Below are 22,513 nucleotides of genomic sequence, written 5' to 3'. Positions count from 1 at the left end.
AATGCGCGTGCGGTGACGCGCGCGCGCAGGCCGGCATCATCGACCACGGCCCAACATGTCGGCAGCGGATGCACGAAAAACCGCGTCGCCCCGCAGCGCTGCGCCAGCCGATCGGTTTGCGCCTTGACCGCGTTCTGCCGGCAGCATGCCGGTGCCCGGCGCGGTTTGCGCTGCACTCGAATTGATCTAAAGTGCGCCGGACCCTCCTTCTTCGCGCGCCGTGGCGGCTTTCCCGCGCATGGCGCGCATCGCCGATAGCCTGCATGCCCCTCTCCATCGAATCCGCCGCTGCGCGCGTCCGCGAGGCCGTCCATTCCGCCACTGTTGGTCTGGTCGGGCGCGACCAGCTCGCCGAACTGATGGTGCTGGCGGCAATCGCCGAAGAACACCTGCTGATCGTCGGTCCGCCCGGCACCGCCAAGAGCGCGGTGGTCAGGCGCGTCGCCGCCGCGCTGGGCGGCCGCTATTTCGAATACCTGCTGGGCCGCTTCACCGAGCCGTCCGAGCTGTTCGGTCCGGTGGACCTGCGCAAGCTGCGCGAGGGCCTGGTCGAAACCGACGTGGCCGGCATGCTGCCGGAAGCCGAAGTCGCCTTCCTCGACGAGGTGTTCCTGGGTTCGACCGCCATCCTCAACACCTTGCTCGGCGTGTTGAACGAACGTCGGTTCCGGCGCGGCCATACCGATGTGGCCTGCCCGCTGCGCATCTGTGTCGGCGCGGCCAATGCGCTGCCCGAGGACGAGTCGCTGGCCGCCTTCGCCGACCGGTTCCTGCTGCATCTGTTCGTCGACGCGGTGCCGGACCACCAGCTGGAAGCCTTGCTGGCCGGCGGCTGGCAGGCCGAGCGCGCCGAGGTGGTGCATGCGGCCGACCTGGCCGACCTGGACATGCTCGCCCGCCAGGTGCCGCAGGTACAGATGGAGGATGCGCGCGGCGCCCTGGCGCAGGCGGTCCGCACATTGCGCCAGGCAGGGCTGACGCTGTCGGACCGCCGCATCGTCAAGACGCAGCGCCTGGTGGCGGCGGCCACCGTGCTGGCCGGGCGCAACGTCGCCACCGCGGCGGACCTGTGGCCGCTGTTCTACGTGATGCCGACGCGCGAGGCGCAGGCCGCCGCGCAGGATGCGCTGCGCGGCACCTTGGCGCTGGCCACCAATCCGACGCTGCGTGCGGCGGTGGAACATGCGGCATTGCAGCCGATGTCGCGCGTGGCGCGGCTGCTCGAGACCGCCCAGAGCTGCCTGGCCGTGGCCGATCCCGAGGACGCCGCCGCGCGCACCGCTGCCGAAGCGGTGTTGCGCGAGATCGACGCCAATTTCACCGCCGCGTCGCTGCCGCAGGCGCTCGCCGCCGAGCGCGCGCGCCTGATCGAGCGGATCGGCGCCGCCGCATGACGTGGTCGTGGCACGACGATCCTGCGCCGCCGCCGCCGCAGGGCGTCGTGGGCATCGGCCAACTCGCGCGGCGCTTGCTGGAGCGGGCCGCGCGCAGCGAGACGGCAGATGCGCTGATGGCGACGGCCAGCGACGGGCTGCTGGTCCTGACCGGACCGGCGTCGGCGCTGCCCTGGCTCGACGGCGTGCTGTACATCGCGCCGCGCCCGGAAGCGCCGGCGCTGTGGCTGCCGACCGCACAGCGTCCGGGCATCGCCCTGGACCTGCTGGCGCAGGCCGTCGCGCGCCGCCATCCCGATCCGCCGTGGCTGATGCTGCGCGCGCCGGCGGCGCTGGTTCCGCTGAACCGCCTGCTGCCGCTCGGCGCGACGCTGGCGGAGCAGATCCGCCGGCGCTGGGCGGCATGACCGCGGCGCCGACGCTGCCGCCGGCGCTGCAGCCATGGCACGCCTGGCTGGCATGGTTCGAGCCGGACATCGCCGCGATGCTCGGCGACTGGCTGGTGCGGCTGGAGCCGCTGCTCGGCCGCGGCGCCGCGCGCGTGCAGCACGGCATCGCCGATCCGGACGGCATCGAGGATCTGCGCCGGCGCGGACCCTACGAACGCCTGCTGTTGAGCGAGTGGGCCGTGGCCGACCTGCTGCCGGACGAGTTCCTGCGCCGCGCCGCGCACCACGAGCACCTGTTCCTGGCGCCGAAGCTGATCCAGCGCCAGACCGACGCGCTGGTCGTCGCGCTGTTCGACGCCGGCCCCGCACAGCGCGGCGCGCCGCGCCTGCTGCACGTGGCGATGTGGATCCTGCTGGCGCGCCGCGCGCAGGCGGCACGCGCCCGCTTCGCCTGGGGCGTGCTGCAGCGGCCGGGCGAGATGCATGACGCGGGCACGCCTGACGCGTTGCGCGCGCTGCTGCAGGCCCGCACCCACCAGCTGGCGACGGACGCCGAACGCAGCGCCTGGCGCGCGCATCTCGCCCGCAGCGGCCAGGCGGCCAGCGAGTGCTGGTGGATGACCGGCAACGACGAGGCCACCGGCGTCGGCGACCACAGCGTGAGGATCCGCCAGGGCTTCGATGGCCAGTTGCACGTGGCGGTCAGGACCCATCACGCGCGTCGCGAACTGGCACTCGGCATGCCGCGTTCGCCCTGCGCCGCGCACCTGCTGCGCGGGGAGTTCAGCGTCCCGCCGACGCAACCGGCGGCTGTCCCCGCCGACACGCTGAAGGGCAGGTTGTCGCTGCGCCAGCCACCGTTGTTCAGCGTCGATGGCCGCTATGTGGCGCTGCCGCTGGCGGGCGAGCACCAGGCGGTGATGCTGAAGATTCCGCGCGAGGGCCGCCACAAGCGGGCTGCGCCGCGCTACAGCGCATGGACCGCCGACGCCGATCTGATCGGCGGGGTCATCGTGCACAAGGATTTCGCCGGCGTCGTGGCGACGCAGGGGAGAGGCCTGTATTTCTGGAAGATGCCGGGCTTCAGCGTGGTCACGCGGCCGCCGGCCGACGCCTTCGACGCGGTGCCGGGCACCGCGCGCTGGCTGCGCTGCGCCTGGCTCAAGGGCGGCGCGGAAAAGGCGCAGACGCAGCGCGTGGTCGTCCTGGATGGCGCCGGGCACCTGCTGTCGTGGACCAACGCCAGCACCAGGCCCGGGCGCGATGCTCCTGCCCACGCCAAGGTGGACGACGACGTGCTGGCGATGCAGCAGATCGACGCGCAGCGGCTGGTGTATGCCTGCTACGCGTCCGGCCACCTGCGGATCAGCTGCCTGCACCGCGAGGGCAACACCGAACTGCTGACCAAGCTGACCGCGCCATCGCGACCGACCCAGCTGGTGTTCCGCGGGCTGATGCGAGATGGGCAGTGGCAGGGCGCCATCTGTCTGGAATACCGCAGCGACCAGCGCGATGGCGGACGTGTCTACCGTCTGTATCAAGGCGGGCCGCAAGACGGCTATTCCGAACTGGAACTGCGTCCGCCGCCGGGCTGGAAGCTGCTGGGCCTGGTGCCGGACCCGCACGGCGCCGAACGCAGCCAGCTGTTGATGCTGCGCCATGATCGCCGCGCCCTGGTCGGGATCGGCGAGCACGGCCAGGAGATCCTGTACCAGGCATCCAGCGACATCAGCGCCGCGTCGGTTTCGTTCGATGGCGACGCGGTGGCGTTGGTCGACCTGGCAGGGCAGTTGCTGGTCCTGGGCGATGGTGGCCGCCGGGTGCTGATGTGCGTGCACGGGCAGCGCGGAGGCGATCTCGATGGATGAAGCGGTGAATGCGGCGACCGCGGCCGGCAGCGTGCGCGATCCGCTGTGGCGCGGTCTGCAGGAGCTCGACGGCCTGTGGTGGCCTGCCGGCATCCTGCCTGCGCCACTGCGGCTGGCGCGCATGCTGGCCGCCTGGCACCCCGGCTGCCGGGCCTATCGATTCGACGCCGGCGACGCGCTGTGCTTCGCCCACGCGCAGCCGCTGTACTGCGAACGCGTGGGTGCGGTGCCGTTGCGCCGGTTGCACGGCGCGCTGTGCTCCGCGCCGTTGACCGCGGCGGAGCTGGCCGCGCTTCCGGCCATCGATCTCGGCCTGGTCGCCGGTGCCGCGGTGGTGGGGCTGCGTTTCGATCAAGGCACGCTTCTGGACCTGTCCGAAGCGATCGCGCTGGACGATTACCCGCTGCACGACACCTACGATTGCCGCATCCCGCCGCCGGCGCTGGACGTGGCGCAGCTGCAAGGCAAGGACGTGCGCGGTGCGCTCGGCGAGGTCATCCCACCACGCAGTGCCGACAGCGAAGCGTTCCTGCAGGCCATGGCCGGGGCACGTCCGTCAGGATCCCCGCGGGGAGGCATGGCCGCGGTGCGCGAAGGTGTGCTGGGCGTCGTCCTTGCCCTGTTGTCGCACATGCTGCCGCGGCAGACCGCGGCTGCCGCGCCGCATGGCAGCGTGGCCGCACGCCAGTCCGGCGGGCGCCCCAGCGCCTGGCGCGACGCGCTTGCACGGCTGGCCGCGATCAGCCGCCTGGGCAAGCTGATCGGCTACCGGCACGGCGCCTATCTCCGGCGCATGATGGCGATGTTCGAGCAGGGCGATCTGGACGAGGCGCTGCGCAATGCCCTGCCGCTGGACGGTCTCGGGCAATCCCTGGGCCAGGCGTTCGGCGCCCCGGGCCGGCGCGACAGCCTGCAGCTGTCCGGCCGCATCGGGCAGAGTGCCAACCTCGGCCTGGGCGAGGACCTGACCGCGCACCTGCGGCGCATGTACCGCGAGGCGTTCGCCGCGCTGGACCGCAAGGGCAGGATCGACGAGGCCGTGTTCGTGCTGGCCGAGCTGCTCAATGCGCGGCAGGAGGCGTTGGACTATCTGGTCCAGCACGGGCGCCATGCGCAGGCCGCCGAACTGGCGCTGGGCTGGGACATGCCGCCATCGCTGATCATCCGCCTGCTGATGCTGGCCGGCGACCAGCGCCGCGCGATCCAGGTGGCGCGGCGCGACGGCGCCTTCGCCGACGCGGTACAGCAGCTGCAAGGCGCCCACCCGGCGCTGGCGCGGCAGCTGCGCCTGGAATGGGGCCACGCCCTGGTCGAAGGCGGCCACTGGCTGCAAGCGGTCGAGGTGGTCTGGCCGCTGCGCGAGGCGCGCGACCTGGCGCTGCAATGGCTGCTGGCGGCCGAGCAGGCGGGAGATGCCCTGTCGGCGCGCGCGCTGGTGCAGCGCGCCAGCCTGCTGCCGGACACGCTGCGGCAGTACGCGGCCAGGATCGAGGCGCTGGCCGATCCAGGCACAGACCCTTACCCGCGGGCTGCATTGGCGGAGGCCTTGCTGGCGATCAAGGGCAACGGGGTCGCGCTGCGCCGCCTCGCCGCCTGCGTGCTGCCGGCCGTCGCCGCCGATTGCAGCGCGGGCCGCAACGGCATGGGGCGCAGCGACCTGGATCGGCTGATGCAGCTCGCTGCCGACGCCTGCCTCAAGAGCGACATGCCAGCGTGGCGCGTTGCGCAGGCCGGCAGCCCGTCGCCGTTCTGGCGCCTGGACGCGGCCCTGGACTTGCCGCTACCCGCCGCCGGCGTGCAACGGATCCACGATGCGGCAGTGCTGCCCGACCGCCACTACCTGGTCGCTCTGGGCGAAGCCGGCGTGGCCGTGCTCGACACACGCGGCCGGGTGACCCAGCATTACGCGGTGCCGGCGTACCGCTTGGTGCTCGCGGCGAGCGGACAGGTGGCCCTGGCGGTGGCGCCGCGCGAGCATGTGGCGCGGATCGCACGCCTGGACCTGGCGACCCGCAGCAGTGTCGAGCTCGGCGCAATGGCTCTGCAGTTCTCCGCCCCTACGCTCAACGGGACCGGTTGGACCGTGGTGATGAACGACCGCATCCTGGTGATCGACGTCGGCAAGGGCCTGGGCGAGGTACTGTGGCACGTGGGCGACCTGCCCGGTCCGGTCGCCGCCGCCGGCTTCTTCGCCGACTGCGAAGTGTTCCTGGTGCGTAGCGGCAACATGCTGCAGGACTGGACGTATTCCTTGCCGCACAGGCGCTTGCGCGGCCGCGACGAGATCGCGCTGCTGGACGGCTTGGCGGTGCTGCCGCATCGCTGCGGCGCGATGCAGCAGCCGCAGCTGGAGGTGCGCGAGGACGGCGAGGTCGCCTTCGTCTACCGCGACGGCGCGCAACAGCGGGCGTGCATGCTGCCGCAGGTGCAGGCCGAGGCGCTGCAGGGCGAGCACTTCGTCGCGCTCGAGCAGGGCATGCTGGTCGGCGTGCATCTGCACGAGTGCAGTCGCTACTTCGTCATCCGTTTCTCCGATGCCGCTTGCATCGCCACACTGGAGACGCCGGCGGGTCTGCCGCTGGGCGCGCGCGAGCAAGCCGAACACCTGCTGCTGTATGCCGCGGACGGCCGCCTGCTGGACATCGACCTGCGCCTGTCGGTGGCGCACCCGCTATCGGTGCTCTGATCGGCTCGCGGCCAAGCCGCTGTCGAAGCCGAGCCTCTGCATGCGGCCGCCGCCGAGCGTGCTTGCCTCATGAGCCCTGGTTATCTCGCTATGCCGCCGGCAAAGACGTCACTTGGAAAAAGCGCTGCGCTGGCGTCTAGAATCAGGCGATGCCGTTGGACTCGCCCGAATGCCTGCAGCGCCCTTCCTGATCCTCGAAACCGGCGAGCCGGTGGCGACGATGCGGCGCTATGGGCGCTTCCCGCACTGGATCCGCGTCGCCGCCGGCCTGGCCGAGCGCGACACGGTGGTCGCCAATGTCGCTGGCGGCGCCGCATTGCCCGCGCGCGCCGGGTTCGCCGGGATCATCGTCACCGGCTCGGCCGCCTTCGTCACCGACCGCGCCGACTGGAGCGAGCGCTCGGCCGACTGGCTGCGCGAGGCCGCTCACGCCGGCACGCCGCTGCTGGGCATCTGTTACGGGCATCAGCTGCTGGCGCATGCGCTGGGCGGGGAGGTCGCCTACAACCCGGCCGGGCGCGAATCGGGCACCGTGCACATCGACCTGCATCCGCCGGCGTTCGACGATCCGCTGTTCGCCGGCCTGCCCGAACGCTTCCCGGCCCATGCCACGCACCTGCAGACGGTGCTGCGCGCGCCGGCCGGCGCCACCGTGCTGGCGCGCTCGGCGCAGGACCAGTGCCATGCCTTCCGCTGGGGCGAGGCGGCCTGGGGCGTGCAGTTCCACCCGGAATTCGCCACCCACCACATGCGCGGCTACGTGCACGCCCGCGCCGAGTGTCTACGCAGCGCCGGCCGCTGCGCCCGTACCATCGCCCGCGAGGTCAGCGCCGCGCCGCTGGCGCGCAAGCTGCTGCGGCGCTTCGTTCAGCGCGCGCGCGGCCAGCAAACCGCCGGCGGCCTGGCAAAACCGCGATAATCTGTACAGGCGCCGCGCTGTACGGCGTTCCCCCACTTCGGATTGGCAATGATCGAGATTCGCAAGCTGCCGGCCTCGGCCGGCGCGGAATGGCTGTTGAGCGGAATTGCGCTGCTGCGCCGGGCGCCGCTGGCGCTGGGCCTGCTGGGCGTGATCTGGGGCCTGGCGGCGCTGTTGGCGCTGCTGATGGGCGCGCTGAACCCGACCCTGGGCATGCTGGCGCAATTGCTGCTGGGCCTGGCCGGACCGCTGCTGTTCGGCGGCCTGGTGTGGGCGGTGCGCGAAGTGGACCAGGGCCGCGTCGCACAGCCGGCGCACCTGCTGCAGGGGTTGCACGACGGCCGCGCGCCGCGCCTGCTGGTGGCGCTGCTGCCGCAGGTGCTGGTCGGCCTGGCGCTGGGCGCGCTGGCCCTGGTGGTGGTCGGCCAGAGCGGCTGGGAGCAGCTGGGCACGGTGATGAACAAGCTCAACGAACTCGGCCAGTCCAGCGCCCAGCCGGATCCGGCGCAGGTCGAGCAGCTGGTGGCCACGCTGCCGGCGATGCGCATCCTGCTGTGGCTGCTGATGGTGTTCGTCGGCTTCGTGGCGGTGACGCTGACCCTGTTCGTGCTCGCCCCGCAGGTGATGTTCGACGGTCGCGGCGGCCTGGCGGCGATGCGCAACAGCCTGCGCGCCTGCCTGCACAACCTGCCGGCGATGCTGGTGTTCTTCATCCTCGCCTTCATCGCGATGTTCGCGCTGTATTTCGCCCTGGTCCTGGTGATCCTGCTGGTGCAGGCGCTGGCCGGGCCGACCATCGCCGCCCTGGTCGCGCAATTGCTGCTGATGGCGCTGGCGATGCCGGCGCTGGCCGGCGCGGTCTACGCGGCCTGGAAGCAGATGTTCGTGCACAGCGGCGACGCCGCGCCGGCGGTGCCGCCGCCGCCTTCCAATGTGTTTGCAGCTTGATTGAAGGCCGGGATTGGGGAGTCGGGATTGGGGATTCGTAAAAGCGGCAGCTGACGGTTTCCCTGTCGTCGCTTTTGCAGAGCTCTAGCCTTGCCAGGCCGTCGCATCTGTAGGAGAGGCTTCAGCTCCGACGCTTTCGGCTTCGCGGATTGCCGCTATTGACGAAGCCTGAGGTTCCTGGAGCCGCGCTACATGGCGAAGGCGCGGCTGCCCCGGCCTTTGCGAATCCCCAATCCCTAATCCCGAATCTCGGCTTCAGACGGCTTCTTGGTTACCGCACTAGCCGCAATGATGCCGATCTCGTACAGCAGGCACATCGGGATCGCCAGCATCAGCTGCGAGACCACGTCCGGCGGGGTCAGCACCGCCGCCAGCACGAAGATGCCGACCACCGCATAACCGCGGCCTTCGCGCAGCTGCTGCGGGGTGACCCAGCCCAGCAACGCCAGGATCACCAGCGCTACCGGCAGCTCGAAGCTGGCGCCGAAGGCGAAGAAGATCGCCAGCACGAAATCCAGGTAGGCACCGGCGTCCGGGGTGAGCTGGATGATGTCCGGCTTGAACGTGGTCAGGAAGTGGAACACCGCCGGCAGCACCAGGAAATAGGCGAAGGCGCAGCCCACGTAGAACAGCAGCACCGCCGAGGCCAGCAGCGGCAGCGCCAGGCGCTTCTCGCGCTGGTACAGGCCCGGGGCGACGAACGCCCAGGCCTGGTACAGCAGCCACGGCACGGCGATGAACACGCCTACGAAGAAGGTCAGCTTGAGCGGGGCGAACACCGCGCCGGCCGGGTGGGTGGCGATCACGCTCTGCCCGATCGGCAGCTGCGCCAGCATCGGCGCGGCCAGCCAGGTGTAGATGGGCTTGGAGAAGGGCAGCAGCGCCAGCACCACCACGCCCAGGCCGATCAGCGCGCGCACCAGGCGCGCGCGCAATTCGACCAGATGCTCGATCAGGCTGCTTTCGGCTTCCGGATTCATCGCGGCACCTCAGGGTCGCCGCTGAGCGGTGCGGCGCCAGGCGCCGGCGGTGTGGGGGCCGACTCGTGCGCGGCGGGCGGCGGTGCGTCGCTTGCTGCGTGCGGATGCGCATGCGCGGCTGGAGCCGCTGGCGCGGTAGCCGGCACCGCTGGGGCAGCGGCGGGAGCGCCCGACGACGGCAACGCTTCCGGCGCTGGCGCCGTCGGCTGCGGCTCGCTGGCCGCAGGCGCGGCCTCGGCCAGCGGTTCCGGTCCGGTCGGGTCGATCTCCCGGCGCAGCGCGTCGGTCTCGCGCTGCAACTGCTGGCCGCTGTCGCGCAGCTGCGATTCGGCCTGGCGCAGCGAGGCCTGCACGTCCTGCAGGCTGCGCTTGAGTTCCTCGGCTTCCAGTTCGCGTTCCAGTTCCTGCTTCACCGAGTCCCACTGCGCGCGCGCGCGGCGCACCCACAGGCCGGCGAAGCGCGCTGCCTTGGGCAGGCGTTCCGGGCCGAGCACCACCAGCGCCACCACTGCGATCAGCAGCAGTTCGCTGAATCCGATATCGAACACGCCGACAGCGTCCTATTCAGCGCGCGTCGCGGTCGCGCTCGGCCTGGGTCTCGCGGGACTGCTCGCTGCTGCGCGACTCGTCGCCGAGCTGGCCGGCGGGTTTGTCCTCGTCGCGCATGCCTTTCTTGAATTCCTTGACCGCACTGCCCAGATCCTTGGCGCCGCTGGTCAGCCGCTTGGTGCCGAACACCAGCAGCACGATCACCAGCACGACAAGCCAGTGCCAGATGCTAAAACCGCCCATGATCCGCTCGCAGAGAAGTCGTAAGGAATAAAGAGGATAACGCACCGCGCCGCGGTGCGTTCAGTGCCGCACGCGGTGCCGCGGATTCTAGTGGTTGCCGTCCAGCGACTCGGTGCGGATCTCGCCTTCGGACACAGGCTGGAAGCCCTGCTGCGGCGGTGTCTGCGGCGGGGCGTGCAACGGCGCGGTGCTGGCGCCGTCGGCGGCGGCCGGTTCGGCGACCGGCGGCGGTGCGGCCTGCGCCGACGCTTGCGGCCGCGGCGGCGGCGGCGTGGCGGTGCGTCCGGCGCTGTCGGTGCCGCGGTTCTGCCGCGCGGCGTAGGTCGCTTCCTCGAGCTTGTCGCGGAACGCGACCACGTCGTTGGACGGCAGGCCGGTGGTGCGGCCTTCGAAGATCATGCGCGGGGTGGTGTTGCTGCCGTACACGTTGAGGTCGGCGGCATCGTCGATCTGCAGCGCCGCGCCGTCCAGCGCCACGCCGGCGAACAGGCCGCGCGCGCGCGACCACGACCAGATCTCGGCCTTGAGCTGGCCGTCGGTGGCGGCCGACGCATTGCGCCCGACCGGGCCGGCGGCCACGCCGGCATCGGCGCCGAGGGTGAACTTGCCGTTGACGATGTTGTCCAGGCTGCGGTCGTTGCGGAACACCAGCACCACGTCGGAGGACTGCACGCCGACCTGGAAGCCGATGCTGCCGCCGGTGAGCTTGACGAACACCGGGTTGGACCAGGTGCCGTCGGGGCGCTTGACCGACATCAGGCCGTGGCCGCGGCGGCCGCCGATGACCAGGCCGGCCTTGAGCGTGTCCGGGATCACCACGATCGCGCGGCCCTCGTCGAGCAGCTTGTCGGGAATGGATTGCTCCGGGATCTCCTGGATGTCGCTCAGCACGCGCAGCGCGTTGCGGGCGCGCTCGTCTTCTTCCGGGCCGGCCACGGCGTGGCCGACGAACAGCGTGGTACTCAACAACAGGGCGAGGCGCGGCAGGCGGGGCATGGCGGGCTTCCGAAATAGGTCCGCAGCAAGATACTGCAAGTCCTTGAACTTAGTCACAGCGCAATGAATCGGCAATGAGTGCGCGCGGCGCTGCGCGGGCGCATCGATCGTTGCGATAGACACGATCGCGGCGCGCGGGGCGGGCGCCTCTGCCACAATGCGTGGATGAGCGACGCACCCGAGACCGCCGTGCTGGTGGTGAATCTAGGCACGCCCGAGGCGCCGACCGCGCCTGCGGTCGCCCGTTACCTGGCCGAATTCCTCGGCGACAAACGCGTGGTCGCCATCCCCAAGCTGTTCTGGTGGCCGCTGCTGAACTGGGTGATCCTGCCGCGGCGCTCGCCGCGTTCGGCGGAGAAGTACGCGCTGGTGTGGCTGCCGGAAGGCTCGCCGCTGGCGGTGTACACCCGGCGCCTGACCGAGGGCATGCAGCGCGAACTGCCCGGGCACCGCGTGGCCTGGGCGATGCGCTACGGCACCCCGGCGCTGGCGCCGGCACTGGACGCGCTGCGCGACGGCGGCGTGGGCCGGATCGTGGTGCTGCCGCTGTACCCGCAGTATTCGACCACCACCACCGCCTCGATCGAGGACGTGGTGCAGGCCTGGCAGGCGCGCAATCCGCAGCTGCCGGTGACCCTGATCGAGGACTATCCGACCGACCCGGCCTGGGTCGAGGCGGTGGCCGACAGCGTGCGCGCGCACTGGGCGCAGCACGGCCGCGGCGAGACCCTGTTCTTCTCCTTCCATGGCCTGCCGCAGCGCGTGGCCAACAACGGCGACCCGTATCCGCAACGCTGCGAGGCCAGCGCGCAGGCGATTGCCGCGGCGCTGGGCCTGGGCGCCAACGAATGGCAGCTCGGCTACCAGTCGCGCTTCGGCGCCGAGCGCTGGCTGCAGCCGTATGCGGAGCCGAGCCTGTGGCAGCTGGCCGAGCAGGGCACCAAGCGGGTCGACGTGATCTGCCCGGGCTTCGCTACCGACTGCCTGGAGACGCTGGAAGAAGTGGCGATGGGCTTCGTCGAGACCTGCGCCGCGCGCGGCATGCAGGTGCGCTACATCCCCTGCCTCAACGACGCCCCGGCGCACGCGCGCGCGCTGGCGCAGCTGGCCGCCCGCGCCGCATGACGCTGCGCACCTTCGCCTGCCCGTCGCGGGTAGGCACGCTGGCCGGTCTGCGCAGCGGCGATCCGCACGGGCCCAAGGTGCTGGCGGTGCATGGCTGGCTGGACAACGCCGCCAGCTTCGTGCCGCTGAGCGCGCAGCTGCCGCAGCTGGACCTGGTGATGCTGGACCTGCCCGGCCACGGCCACAGCGAACCGTTGCCGGCCGGCGCCGACTATCTGCTGACCGGCGCGCTGCATCCGCTGCTGGACGCGGCCGACGCGCTGGGCTGGGAGCGCTTCGCGGTGATCGGCCATTCGATGGGCGCGGCGATCGCCAGCACCCTGGCCGCGGCGGCGCCGCAGCGCATCGAGAAGCTGGTCGCGATCGAAATGCTCGGCGGCCTGGCCGAGACCGTGGAGGGCACCCTGGAACGCCTGCGCGACAGCGTCGCCGCGACCCGCCGCGCCAACGCCAGCGCCTCGCCGCTGCGCGTGTTCCCCGACCTGGCCGCGCCGGTGCGCGCGCGGATGTTGGCCAACCAGCTCAGCGAGCCGGCGGCGCGACTGCTGGTGGAGCGCGGGGTCGAGGCGGTGGAGGGCGGCTACGTGTGGCGCAGCGACCGGCGCCTGACCCTGCCCACCGCGGTGCGGCTGAGCGAGGCGCAGGTGCAGGCGCTGCTGGCCGGCATCGACTGCCCCGCGCGGGTGATCTACGCCGACCCGGCGCAGCCGTATTTCCCCGAGCCGTTGCGCAACGAACGTGCGGCGCGGTTGCGCCATGGCCGCGTGCACGTGCTGCCCGGCACCCATCACCTGCACATGGAGCAGCCGGCCGCGGTGGCGGCGCTGTTGCACGACTTCTTCTGAGCCGCCGGCCGGCGCTGTTGCGCCGCCCTGCCATCGCGGCATCGTGCGACCGCCGCAGTGGGACGCTGCGCCGCTCGCCCGAACCGACGCCGTCGCACGTCCAGCACACGCCCTCGAACGTCAACGCGTGCACGAACGGCGCCAGCGCCTGCTCAAGTTCCCGGCATTGCCGCCGATAAATGCCTGGGACGCGCGGCACGCCGCGGTTGCGATCCACCCGGCGTCACAGTTCGTCATGTTGTCGTAGGCCGGTCGCGTTTCGGTAAAGCTTGGTGGCCAGGGTACGCGTGGGCAATTGCGCCCGAACCTTCCCCGCCCCGATGATCCGTCTCCTTCGCCGTTATCCCGTCGGTCCCCGACTGACCTTCGCCTTCGCAGCCCTGCTGCTGCTCTGCGGCGCACTGATCGTCGCCAGCCTGGCCTCGATGGCCATGGCGCGCCGCCAGCTCGACGACATCAGCCTGGACAAGATGGAGAAGATCCGGCTGTCCGATGCCATGGTCACCGCCCAGGCGCGGCTGGAAATCGGCCTGCTCAACGATGTGATCCTGACCAACCCCGACGAGAAGCGCGAGATCGTGCGCGCGATCGACCAGGCCGCGCGCGACTACGCGCAGGTGCGCCGCAAGCTGTTCGCGATGCGCCTGGATCCGGCCGACCGCACCGGCGCGCAGCGCCGCGCCGCGATCGACCAGGCCTATGTCCAGGTGCAGCCGTTCCAGACCCAGGTGCTGGCGCTGGCCGCCGACAACCAGAACCTGGACGCGCAGACCCTGCACCTGTACACGCTGCAGCCGTTGCTGGCGAACTGGCAGCAGGCGATCCAGCGCAATGCCACGCACCTGCGCTCGCTCAGCGACCAGGCGTATGCCGATGCGGTGACGACGATGGACCGCGCGCGCTGGATGCTGCTGATCGGCGGCGGCCTGCTGCTGGCGGTCAGCACCTGGCTGGGCTGGTGCATCACCCAGAGCCTGGTGCGGCCGCTGCGCGAAGGCACGCGGATCGCCGCGGCGATCGCCGCCGGTCGGCTCGACGCACCGCTGCCGGTGCACGGCAACGACGAGGCCGCCGAGCTGCTGCGCAGCATGCAGACCATGCAGGCGCAGTTGCGCGCGGTGCTCGCCGAGCAACGGCAGATGGCGCAGCGCCACGCCGCCGGCGCGGTCGCGCACCGCAGCGACGCGGCAGGGTTCCCGGGCGAATACGGGCAACTGCTGCACGATGCCAATGCGCTGGTCGATCTGCACGTGGGCACGGTGCAGTCCACGGTCGCGTTGATGCAGCGCTACGCCATCGGCGACCTCAGCGAGGACATGCCGCGCCTGCCCGGCGAGCAGGCGGCGATCTCCGACACCATGGACGCGATCAAGGCCAACCTCGGCGCGCTCAACCGCGACATCTGGCACCTGGCGGCGGCCGCGGCGGCCGGCGATTTCAGCGCGCGCGGCGACGTCGGCCGCCACCAGCACGATTTCCGCACCATGCTGGAAAGCCTGAACCAGCTGATGGCGACCGTGGACGGCAACCTCGGCGCGCTGTCGACGCTGCTGCGCGCGATCGCCTGCGGCGACCTGGGCGTGCGCATGCACGGCGAATTCCATGGCGTGTTCGCGGGCATGCGCGACGACGCCAACGCCACCGCCGACCAGCTGGCGGGGATCGTGGCCGGCATCCAGCAGGCGGCGGCGGCGATCGACAGCGAGGCCGGCGCCATCGCCGGCGGGCATCAGGACCTGTCGCGCCGCAGCGCCGAGCAGGCCGGCGCGCTGGAGCGCACCGCGGCATCGGCGGCGCAACTGACCGAGACGGTCAAACAGAACGCCGCGCACGCGGACCAGGCCAACCAGCTGGCGACCGTCGCGGCGTCGGTCGCGCGCCAGGGCGGCGCGGCGATCGACGAAGCGGTGGCGGCGATGCAGGGCGTGCAGGGCTCGTCGCGCAAGATCGGCGAGATCATCGCGGTGATCGACAGCATCGCGTTCCAGACCAACATCCTGGCCCTGAACGCGGCGGTGGAGGCGGCGCGTGCCGGCGAGCAGGGGCGCGGCTTCGCCGTCGTCGCCAGCGAGGTACGCGCGCTGGCGCAGCGCTCGGCCGGCGCGGCGAAAGAGATCAAGACGCTGATCGAAGCCTCCCTGTCCCAGGTCGCGGTGGCCTCGGCGCAGGTCCACGGCGCCGGCCAGACCATGGGCCGGGTGCTGGCCTCGGTGCGCGAGGTCAACGACGTCGTGGCCGGAATCGCGGTGGCCTCGCAGGCGCAGTCGGCCGGCATCGAGCAGGTCGGCCAGGCGATGGCGCAGATGGACCGCAGCACGCAGCAGAACCTGGTGCTGGTGGAGCAGGCCACCGCGGCCTCGCATGCGCTGGAACAGCAGGCCGGCACGCTGGCCGCGGCGGTGGCGGTGTTCCGGCTGCAGCCGGCGGTGCCGGAACGGCGGCCGGTGGCCGCTGCGCCGGTGTCAGTGCCTGCCGGGCTCGCCCTCGCCGTCGGCGGCTGAGCGGGTGGGCATAGCGCGTGGGCGGGGGGCCGTTGCAGGGGCGCTCCCGCTCGCGTGGCGCAGTGGATCGGCCTTACCTGGGCCGGCGGCTGAATGCGGCGCCTACACAACGCTTGTGAAGCTTGTGTGTAGAAAAAATTTCGCTTAAGTTCCCGCCACGCCTGCCGACAAAACAGGCATAGACGCGATACGTCTTGCGTACGCGGCCCGATCCCGGCGTCCTGACATGCCGGCGTAGCGCCGCTCGGACCGTATCGTTCGCTGGCGCCGGAGGTCGCGCCAGGTGTGAGGTAGGCGGGGAGAGGGGGCCTGCCGGGCGCTGCGCATGGAGTTCTTCTTCCGCAGCGCTGAGGCGAAACCCGCCGTCCTTCCGTTTTCTCCGATCTGTCCATCGCCGCGGCGCTGCGCGCCTCGATGCGCGCGATCCCTTCCCGAAGACGCCGCCGGATTCGCCCGGCGCGCTGCGACTGCGCGCCGGGCGGCCGTGTCGCACTACGCTGGCTGCCGGCCTGACAGGCCCAACTTGCAGGGCCGCTCTCATGGGTCCAGGCATGGCCGGCTTGCCGTCGTTGGGCACGCGGTGCATCGCGGCCGGCAGGTCGTCGCCCGGCGCTACGCCATCGTTCGGGCTGAAACAGCCTCCATGCTTTCCTGCGTTTCCTTGCCTCGTGGGCGCAACAACGGCGCGCGCGATGCCCTAGCTCAACAGCCGCCGCAGTTGCGCCTTCAGGCGCCGACCGTGCGCGTGGAAATAGTCGCGCTCGGCCCGCCAGGCCGGGAACCGCGCTTCCACCTCGCGCCAGAACGCCGGCGAGTGGTTGGCCTGCAGCAGATGGCACAGCTCGTGGACCAGCACGTACTCGAACGCCGAGGGCTGGCCCAGCACCAGCGCCAGATCCAGCGCCATCGAGCCGTCCGGCGCCAGCGAACCCCATTGCGAGGACATCACCTTCAGCCGCACCCGCGCCGGCGCGCGCGGCAGCGAGGGCAGGTACTTGGGCAGCCAGCGGCCGACGTCGGCGCGCGCCTGCGCTTCGTAGAACTCGCGCAGCGCGCGTGCGATCGCCGCATCGCCGGCACGCGCCGGCAATTGCAGTTCCGCCCCGTCGGCATCGACCTGCAGCCGCGCATAGCGGCCCTCGCTCCAGCGCAGCGGCAGGCGTTCGCCGCGCAGCGGCAGCCAGCCGGGCACGCCGCGCTGCAGGCCAGGCTCGTCGTCTTCGTCCTGGTAGCGCGCCAGCTGCTCGCCGAGCCAGTGCCGGTGCTCGAGCAGGAAGCGCTCGCCGGACACCAGGCTGGCGCGCAGCGGCAGAGTCAGGCGCGCGCCGCGTTCGTCGACGCTGAGCTTGATCCGCCGCGCGCGCGGGTCGCGCACGCGCAGCACCTCGATCTCGCGCTCGTCCAGCCGCAGGCGGACGAGGTCGCGTTCGACGGCCGCGGCGGGCGGCGCGATCAGGCGACGGAGGAAATCGGGCATGCGCACAGCATACCGCTCATGCGCACGCGCACGGTGACAGCGCGCACCGATCGCGCTGCATGCTTCAGCTGAGTTCCGGTCACGGTGGCCTGCGGGTCGTTCGGCAGCAGATCCGGACAGCGCACGCCAAGGCCCCTGTAGGAGCGGCTTCAGCCGCGACGAGCGAAGTGAGGAAGCTGGCCGGCTTGGCAGCAGTCGGGACTGAAGTCCCTCCCACAGTGCACCCAGCCGGCACGCCGAGATCCCTTGTGGGAGCGACTTCAGTCGCGACGAGCGGAGTCGGGAAGTTGTCCGGCTTCGGCAGCTGCCGGTCGGGGCTGAAGCCCCTCCTACAGTGCACCCAGCCGGTACGCCGAGGGTCCCTTGTGGGAGCGACTTCAGTCGCGACGAGCGAAGTCGGGAAGTTGTCCGGCTTCGGGAGCTGCTGGTCGGGGCTGAAGCCCCTCCTGCAGTGCACCCGGCCCAGCAGGCGCGCGGCTTGTGTAGGAGCGGCTTCAGCCGCGACGAACGCAGCCCGGAAATGGGCCGGCTGCGGTGCCTGTCTGGGCCGATGGCGCGAGGCGCGATCGGCCCAGATGTTGCCGGCCTCGCCTCAGGTCTCCGCCTTGCTCAGCTTCAACGCCTCTTCCAGCAACAGGAACAGGCGCCGCACTTCGGCGCTCATCAGCGCGAAGCGGGCGTCCAGTTCGGCGCGCACGCCGTCCTGGTCGGTGTTCTCCAACTGGTCCAGGGCGCCGTCGAGGAACTTCAGCTTGCGGATCACCAGGTCGTCGCCGAGCACGAAGGAGACGTGGTCGTCCAGGATCAGCGCCAGCTTGGTGACCTGCTTGCCGGCCTCCAGGTGCTTGTCGATCTCGTCGCAGCGCAGTTCCTGGTGCTGGCACTTGACCACCGCGCCGCCTTCGATCGGATCCTTCATCTCGCACTCCTCGCCCAGGCTCAGGCCTTCGGGCAGGGGCTCGCCGGCGATCCAGCCGGTCAGGATCGAGCGCGGCGCCACTTCCGCGTTCAGCGGCAGCGCCGGGAAACTGCCCAGCACGCCGCGGATCTCGGACATCACGTTCTCGCCGGTCTTGCGGCTGGAAGTGTCCACCGCGACGTAGCCGTGCTGCAGGTCGAGCATCGCGTCGGTGCGCGAGGACTTGACGAAGGCGCGCGGCAGCAATTCGTGGATCAGGTCGTCCTTGAGCCGTTTGCGCGCCTTGCCGCCGGGCCGGCGGCCTTCCTTCTCCTCGATCTCGGCGACCTTGCGCTCGAGCAGGTCGTTGACCACCGAGCCGGGCAGGATCTTGTCCTCGCCGCCGACGGTCAGCCACAGGAACTCGGCGATGCGGTGCGACAGCACTTCGTGCTCGTCGCGGCCGAACGGAGAGATGAAGCCGCGCGAGCTCATTTCCAGCGGGCCGACCGGCTTGAGCTGGACTTCCGGCAGGAGCTTGTCGATCTCGGAGAAGTCGAGGGTGGTGGGGAAGCGGAACAGGGTCAGGTTGCGAAAGAACATCGAGCATCCAGCAGAAGGAAACGGAACGGCCCGGCGCCATGCGCAGGGTGGGCGGCGGGCATTGTCGCATCGCTCCCGCCCGGATACCGCAACGCGCGGTTCAGCGGCGCGTGCGCGCCGCCGGCAGCGGCCTCAGGTGTCGTCGTCGTCGTCGAGCGACCAGGCTGCCGTGGCCGGCGCGGCATCGGCGGCGCCGAGCGTGCGGAAATCGAACAGCGCCGGGTCGGCCAGCTGCGCCGGCTGCACGTTGCCCATGGCGCGCGCGATCTGCTCAACGCGGCCCGGATGCTCACGGTCCCACTGCTGCAGCATCAGCCCGACCTGGCGCCGCTGCAAGGTCTCCTGGCTGCCGCACAGCGTGCATGGGATCAGCGGGAAGCCGCGCGCCTGCGCGTACTCGGCGATATCGGCCTCGCGCACGTAGGCCAGCGGGCGGATCACCACGTGGCGGCCGTCGTCGCTGCGCAGCTTCGGCGCCATCGCCGCGAGCCTGGCGTGGAAGAACAGGTTCATGAAGAAGGTGGCGACGAGGTCGTCGCGGTGGTGGCCCAGGGCGATCTTGCTGATCCCGTTCTCGGCGGCATAGCGGTACAGCGCGCCGCGGCGCAGCCGCGAGCACAGCGAGCACATGGTCTTGCCTTCGGGCACCACGCGGGTGACCACCGAATAGGTGTCCTGCTCGATCACGTGCCAGGCCACGCCGAGCCCGCGCAGATAGTCGGGCAGCACCTCGGCGGGAAAGCCGGGCTGCTTCTGATCCAGGTTCACCGCGACCAGTTCGAACGGCACCGGCGCCTTGCGCTGCAGCTGCAGCAGGATGTCCAGTAGCGTGTAGCTGTCCTTGCCGCCGGACAAGCAGACCATGACCTTGTCGCCGGCCTCGATCATGCCGAAATCGGCGATCGCCTGGCCGACCTGCCGGCACAGGCGCTTGCCCAGCGTCGAGGGCGTGCGCCGCTCGCGCGGGGCGGGATCGGCGAGGCGTTGCGGCAGGGGCAGGGGCAGGGGCGCGGAGGTCATCGGCGCGCATTGTAGTCGGCGCACTGCACAGCGCGTTGCGCGGGACGCATGCGTTACCCGCGCGAGATCGCGACGTGGCGCACGTTGCGGCCGGCGCATTGCACTGTGGTGGCGCGCACGCTGCGGACACGGATGGCGCAGCGCAGCAAGCGTTTCGCCGATGGGCTGGGTAAAGTCCGCCTGTCCCCCGGCTTGCGAACCGCATCTGATGGCCCCGTCGGCTTCCCTCCGCAGTGAAGCTTTTTTTAGCGCGGTTTCTGGTAGCGCTACCATAACGTCGCGTATGGCGCGGCGCGCCAAGCATGCAGGCTACCGGATGCGGCGCTTGAGCATCGTCCGTGACTGCGCCTGCTGCACCCGCGCCACCAGTGCGCGGGCCGGCCACGGCGATCGCGCCACGCGCATGTCCGGGTCGGCGCTGCTCCATTCCTGCATGCCCGGGTCCCTCCCGCTGCCTTCCGCTGCTGCCGCGGCCGAACCCCCGTCTTCTTGTTCCTCCCACTCGACAGGATTCCACCTCCCATGAGCAACTCCGTCTACATCGGCGCCAAGGAATACTTCCCGGGCATCGGCCGCATCGCGTTCGAAGGCAAGGCCTCGGACAATCCGCTCGCCTTCAAGGTCTACGACGCGACCAAGCGCATCGGCGACAAGACCATGGCCGAGCACCTGCGCTTCGCGGTGGCGTACTGGCACAGCTTCTGCGGCAACGGCGCCGATCCGTTCGGCCCGGGTACGCGCGCCTATCCGTGGGACGCCGGCAGCGACGCGCTGGGCCGCGCCGAGGCCAAGGCCGATGCGGCGTTCGAGTTCTTCACCAAGCTCGGCGTGCCGTACTACTGCTTCCACGACATCGATCTGGCGCCGGACGCGGACGAGGTCGGTCAGTACGAAAAGAATCTGCAGCACATGGTCGGCATCGCCAAGCAGCGCCAGGCCGACACCGGCATCAAGCTGCTGTGGGGCACCGCTAACCTGTTCTCGCACCCGCGCTACATGAACGGCGCCTCGACCAACCCGGATTTCAACGTGGTCGCGCGCGCCGCGGTGCAGGTCAAGGCTGCGCTCGACGCCACCGTCGAACTGGGCGGCGAGAACTACGTGTTCTGGGGCGGCCGCGAAGGCTATGCCAGCCTGCACAACACGCAGATGAAGCGCGAGCAGGACAACATGGCGCGCTTTTTGACCATCGCCCGCGACTACGGCCGCAGCATCGGCTTCAAAGGCAATTTCCTGATCGAGCCCAAGCCGATGGAGCCGATGAAGCACCAGTACGACTTCGACAGCGCCACGGTGATCGGCTTCCTGCGCCAGCACGGCCTGGACCAGGACTTCAAGCTCAACATCGAGGCCAACCACGCCACGCTGTCGGGCCACAGCTTCGAGCACGACCTGCAGGTCGCCGCCGATGCGGGCCTGCTCGGCAGCATCGACGCCAACCGCGGCAATCCGCAGAACGGCTGGGACACCGATCAGTTCCCGACCGACCTGTACGACACGGTGGGCGCGATGCTGGTGGTGCTGCGCCAAGGCGGGCTGGCGCCGGGCGGGCTGAACTTCGACGCCAAGGTGCGGCGCGAGTCGTCCGATCCGCAGGACCTGTTCCTGGCGCACATCGGCGGCATGGACGCGTTCGCGCGCGGGCTGGAAGTGGCCCATGCGCTGCTGACGTCCTCGCCGCTGGAGCAATGGCGCGCCGAGCGCTACAGCAGCTTCGACAGCGGCGCCGGCGCGGCGTTCGCGGCCGGCAGCAGCACGCTGGCGGACCTGGCGGCGCACGCGGCCAAGGCCGGCGCACCGAAGCAGGCCAGCGGCCGCCAGGAAGCCTACGAGAACCTGATCAACCAGTACCTGATCCGCTGATGCGGAACCTGCCGCCCGCGCCGCCGCGTCAGCGCCGTTCGCTGCGCGCGGCGGTCGGTGCGGCCACCGAATCGCGCTTGACCAGCTGATGAGCGAGCACATGATCGATCTTCGTCCGGGCCGTGCGTTCCTTGCTGCGGATGCTGCGCAACAGGATGTCGATCGCCGCATCGGCCATGGCCGCGATCGGCTGGCGGATGGTGGTCAGTTCCGGCCACACGGTGGTCGCCGCGGAGGTGTCGTCGAAGCCGACCACCGACAGATCGCGCGGCACGTCCAGGCCGCGCCGGTGCGCGACCGAGATCGCCGCGGCGGCCATGTCGTCGTTGCTGGCGATGATCGCGCTGGGCCGATGGCGGCGCGACAGCAGTTTTTCGGCGGCGTCCAGGCCGGAGCGGTAGGTGTAGTCGCCCGGCTGCAGCAGGTGCCGGTCCAGGCGCAGTCCGGCCTCGGCCAGCGCCGCCTGGAAGCCTTCGAAGCGGCGCGCGCTGGCCGACAGGTTGGAGCGGCCGGCGATGTAGCCGATGCGGGTGTGGCCCTGCGCGATCAGGTAGGCGGTGATGTCCTTGCTGGCGTTGAATTCGTCGATGCGCACGCAGGCGACCTGGTCGCTGAAACGGTCGGAGGCGATCGCCACCACCGGCACCTTGGCGCGCACCAGCTCGCGGATCGCCGCATCCGATTCGCACAGCGGCGGCGGCAGGATCACCCCGGCCACGCCGCTCTTGGCCAGCTTGCGCGCGGCCTTGCGTTCGGCCTCGGCGCCGAGGTCGTCCCAGTAGTCCATCACCACCTGGATCGAGGTGCGCGAGGCCGCGCGCAACACGCCGACCAGCAGCTCGCCCAGGTAGGCGCCGCTGGGGTTGCTGTAGATCAGCGCGACCCGGGTGCTCTGCGCGGCAGCCAGCGCGCTGGCCGCCAGGTTCGGCGTGTAACCGAGCGTGTCGACCGCGCGCATGACTTGCTCGCGGGTGCTGTCGCGCACGTTGCCCTGGCCGTTGATCACCCGCGACACGGTCATCGGCGAGACCTTGGCCAGTGCGGCCACCTCGTCGATGGTCACGGCGAGGCTCTTGCGGCGAACCGATTTCCTGACCTTCTCCAAGATGCGCCTCTTCGTTGGCTTGCGGGCGTGGCTCGCGACCGGGGACGTGCTGCGCAAGCCGCGTGTGCGGCGACGCCGCGACACGGTGTGGATCCCGACACGAG

At 71.0% G+C, this 22,513-nt stretch carries 18 protein-coding genes; 10 read left to right on the top strand and 8 right to left on the bottom strand.

Annotated features, from left to right (window positions below):
• Positions 1-263 precede the first annotated feature (263 nt).
• From HEP74_RS21580 to HEP74_RS21555, 6 genes are all read left to right on the top strand, one after another.
• Complete coding sequence (locus HEP74_RS21580) at positions 264-1,394, top strand: AAA family ATPase (protein WP_185814612.1); 1,131 nt, start codon at positions 264-266, stop codon at positions 1,392-1,394.
• Positions 1,391-1,801: a bpX5 domain-containing protein gene (locus HEP74_RS21575; protein WP_185814611.1), complete on the top strand. Its 411-nt coding sequence runs from the start codon at positions 1,391-1,393 to the stop codon at positions 1,799-1,801. The genes HEP74_RS21580 and HEP74_RS21575 overlap by 4 nt, the downstream gene beginning before the upstream one ends.
• Positions 1,798-3,651, top strand: coding sequence for a hypothetical protein (locus HEP74_RS21570; RefSeq protein ID WP_185814610.1), 1,854 nt, complete (start codon positions 1,798-1,800; stop codon positions 3,649-3,651). Before HEP74_RS21575 ends, HEP74_RS21570 begins: the two co-directional genes overlap by 4 nt.
• Complete coding sequence (locus HEP74_RS21565; protein WP_185814609.1) at positions 3,644-6,337, top strand: bpX6 domain-containing protein; 2,694 nt, start codon at positions 3,644-3,646, stop codon at positions 6,335-6,337. Before HEP74_RS21570 ends, HEP74_RS21565 begins: the two co-directional genes overlap by 8 nt.
• 169 nt (positions 6,338-6,506) lie before the next feature.
• The gene (locus HEP74_RS21560; protein ID WP_185814608.1) at positions 6,507-7,256 is read left to right on the top strand and encodes a glutamine amidotransferase; all 750 of its coding nucleotides are present in this window, start codon (positions 6,507-6,509) and stop codon (positions 7,254-7,256) included.
• Positions 7,257-7,304: 48 nt separating this feature from the next.
• The gene (locus HEP74_RS21555) at positions 7,305-8,204 is read left to right on the top strand and encodes a BPSS1780 family membrane protein (protein WP_185814607.1); all 900 of its coding nucleotides are present in this window, start codon (positions 7,305-7,307) and stop codon (positions 8,202-8,204) included.
• A gap of 236 nt (positions 8,205-8,440) precedes the next feature.
• On the opposite strand, the gene tatC is transcribed toward HEP74_RS21555, so the two are convergent.
• The 4 genes from tatC to HEP74_RS21535 all read right to left on the bottom strand — a co-directional run bounded on the left by tatC (position 8,441) and on the right by HEP74_RS21535 (position 10,972).
• A complete protein-coding gene (gene tatC, locus HEP74_RS21550; protein WP_179570192.1) occupies positions 8,441-9,184 on the bottom strand; it encodes a twin-arginine translocase subunit TatC in 744 nt (247 codons plus the stop codon).
• Entirely contained in the window at positions 9,181-9,732 is a 552-nt protein-coding gene (gene tatB, locus HEP74_RS21545; protein WP_185814606.1) for a Sec-independent protein translocase protein TatB, read from the bottom strand. The genes tatC and tatB overlap by 4 nt, the downstream gene beginning before the upstream one ends.
• Positions 9,733-9,748: 16 nt before the next feature.
• Positions 9,749-9,976 (bottom strand): Sec-independent protein translocase subunit TatA, encoded by a 228-nt coding sequence (gene tatA, locus HEP74_RS21540; protein ID WP_179570189.1) that lies wholly within the window; start codon positions 9,974-9,976, stop codon positions 9,749-9,751.
• A gap of 87 nt (positions 9,977-10,063) precedes the next feature.
• Positions 10,064-10,972, bottom strand: coding sequence for a lipid-binding SYLF domain-containing protein (locus tag HEP74_RS21535; protein ID WP_185814605.1), 909 nt, complete (start codon positions 10,970-10,972; stop codon positions 10,064-10,066).
• Positions 10,973-11,137: 165 nt separating this feature from the next.
• Here HEP74_RS21535 and hemH point away from each other — a divergent pair, with 165 nt between their 5' ends.
• The 3 genes from hemH (at position 11,138) to HEP74_RS21520 (ending at position 15,443) form a co-directional block, all read left to right on the top strand.
• Entirely contained in the window at positions 11,138-12,097 is a 960-nt protein-coding gene (hemH, locus tag HEP74_RS21530) for a ferrochelatase (protein ID WP_185814604.1), read from the top strand.
• Complete coding sequence (locus tag HEP74_RS21525; protein ID WP_185814603.1) at positions 12,094-12,942, top strand: alpha/beta fold hydrolase; 849 nt, start codon at positions 12,094-12,096, stop codon at positions 12,940-12,942. Before hemH ends, HEP74_RS21525 begins: the two co-directional genes overlap by 4 nt.
• Before the next feature lie 320 nt (positions 12,943-13,262).
• Positions 13,263-15,443 (top strand): methyl-accepting chemotaxis protein, encoded by a 2,181-nt coding sequence (locus HEP74_RS21520; protein WP_185814602.1) that lies wholly within the window; start codon positions 13,263-13,265, stop codon positions 15,441-15,443.
• Between the two features lie 697 nt (positions 15,444-16,140).
• Here the strand turns inward: HEP74_RS21520 and HEP74_RS21515 are convergent.
• The 3 genes from HEP74_RS21515 to ttcA form a co-directional block, all read right to left on the bottom strand.
• A complete protein-coding gene (locus tag HEP74_RS21515; RefSeq protein WP_185814601.1) occupies positions 16,141-16,920 on the bottom strand; it encodes a YgjP family zinc-dependent metalloprotease in 780 nt (259 codons plus the stop codon).
• Positions 16,921-17,512: 592 nt separating this feature from the next.
• Positions 17,513-18,421, bottom strand: coding sequence for a recombination-associated protein RdgC (locus tag HEP74_RS21510; RefSeq protein WP_185814600.1), 909 nt, complete (start codon positions 18,419-18,421; stop codon positions 17,513-17,515).
• Between the two features lie 132 nt (positions 18,422-18,553).
• Positions 18,554-19,441, bottom strand: a complete 888-nt coding sequence (gene ttcA / locus HEP74_RS21505) for a tRNA 2-thiocytidine(32) synthetase TtcA (RefSeq protein WP_185814599.1) — start codon at positions 19,439-19,441, stop codon at positions 18,554-18,556.
• 522 nt (positions 19,442-19,963) lie between these two features.
• Here ttcA and xylA point away from each other — a divergent pair.
• A complete protein-coding gene (gene xylA, locus HEP74_RS21500; RefSeq protein WP_185814598.1) occupies positions 19,964-21,304 on the top strand; it encodes a xylose isomerase in 1,341 nt (446 codons plus the stop codon).
• Between the two features lie 28 nt (positions 21,305-21,332).
• Here the strand turns inward: xylA and HEP74_RS21495 are convergent, their stop codons facing one another.
• Positions 21,333-22,409, bottom strand: a complete 1,077-nt coding sequence (locus tag HEP74_RS21495; protein ID WP_185814597.1) for a LacI family DNA-binding transcriptional regulator — start codon at positions 22,407-22,409, stop codon at positions 21,333-21,335.
• Between the last annotated feature and the right edge of the window lie 104 nt (positions 22,410-22,513).

The organism is Xanthomonas sp. SS (genome assembly GCF_014236835.1).
Taxonomy (GTDB): Bacteria; Pseudomonadota; Gammaproteobacteria; order Xanthomonadales; family Xanthomonadaceae; genus Xanthomonas_A.
This window is presented reverse-complemented; position numbering and strand designations above follow the sequence as displayed.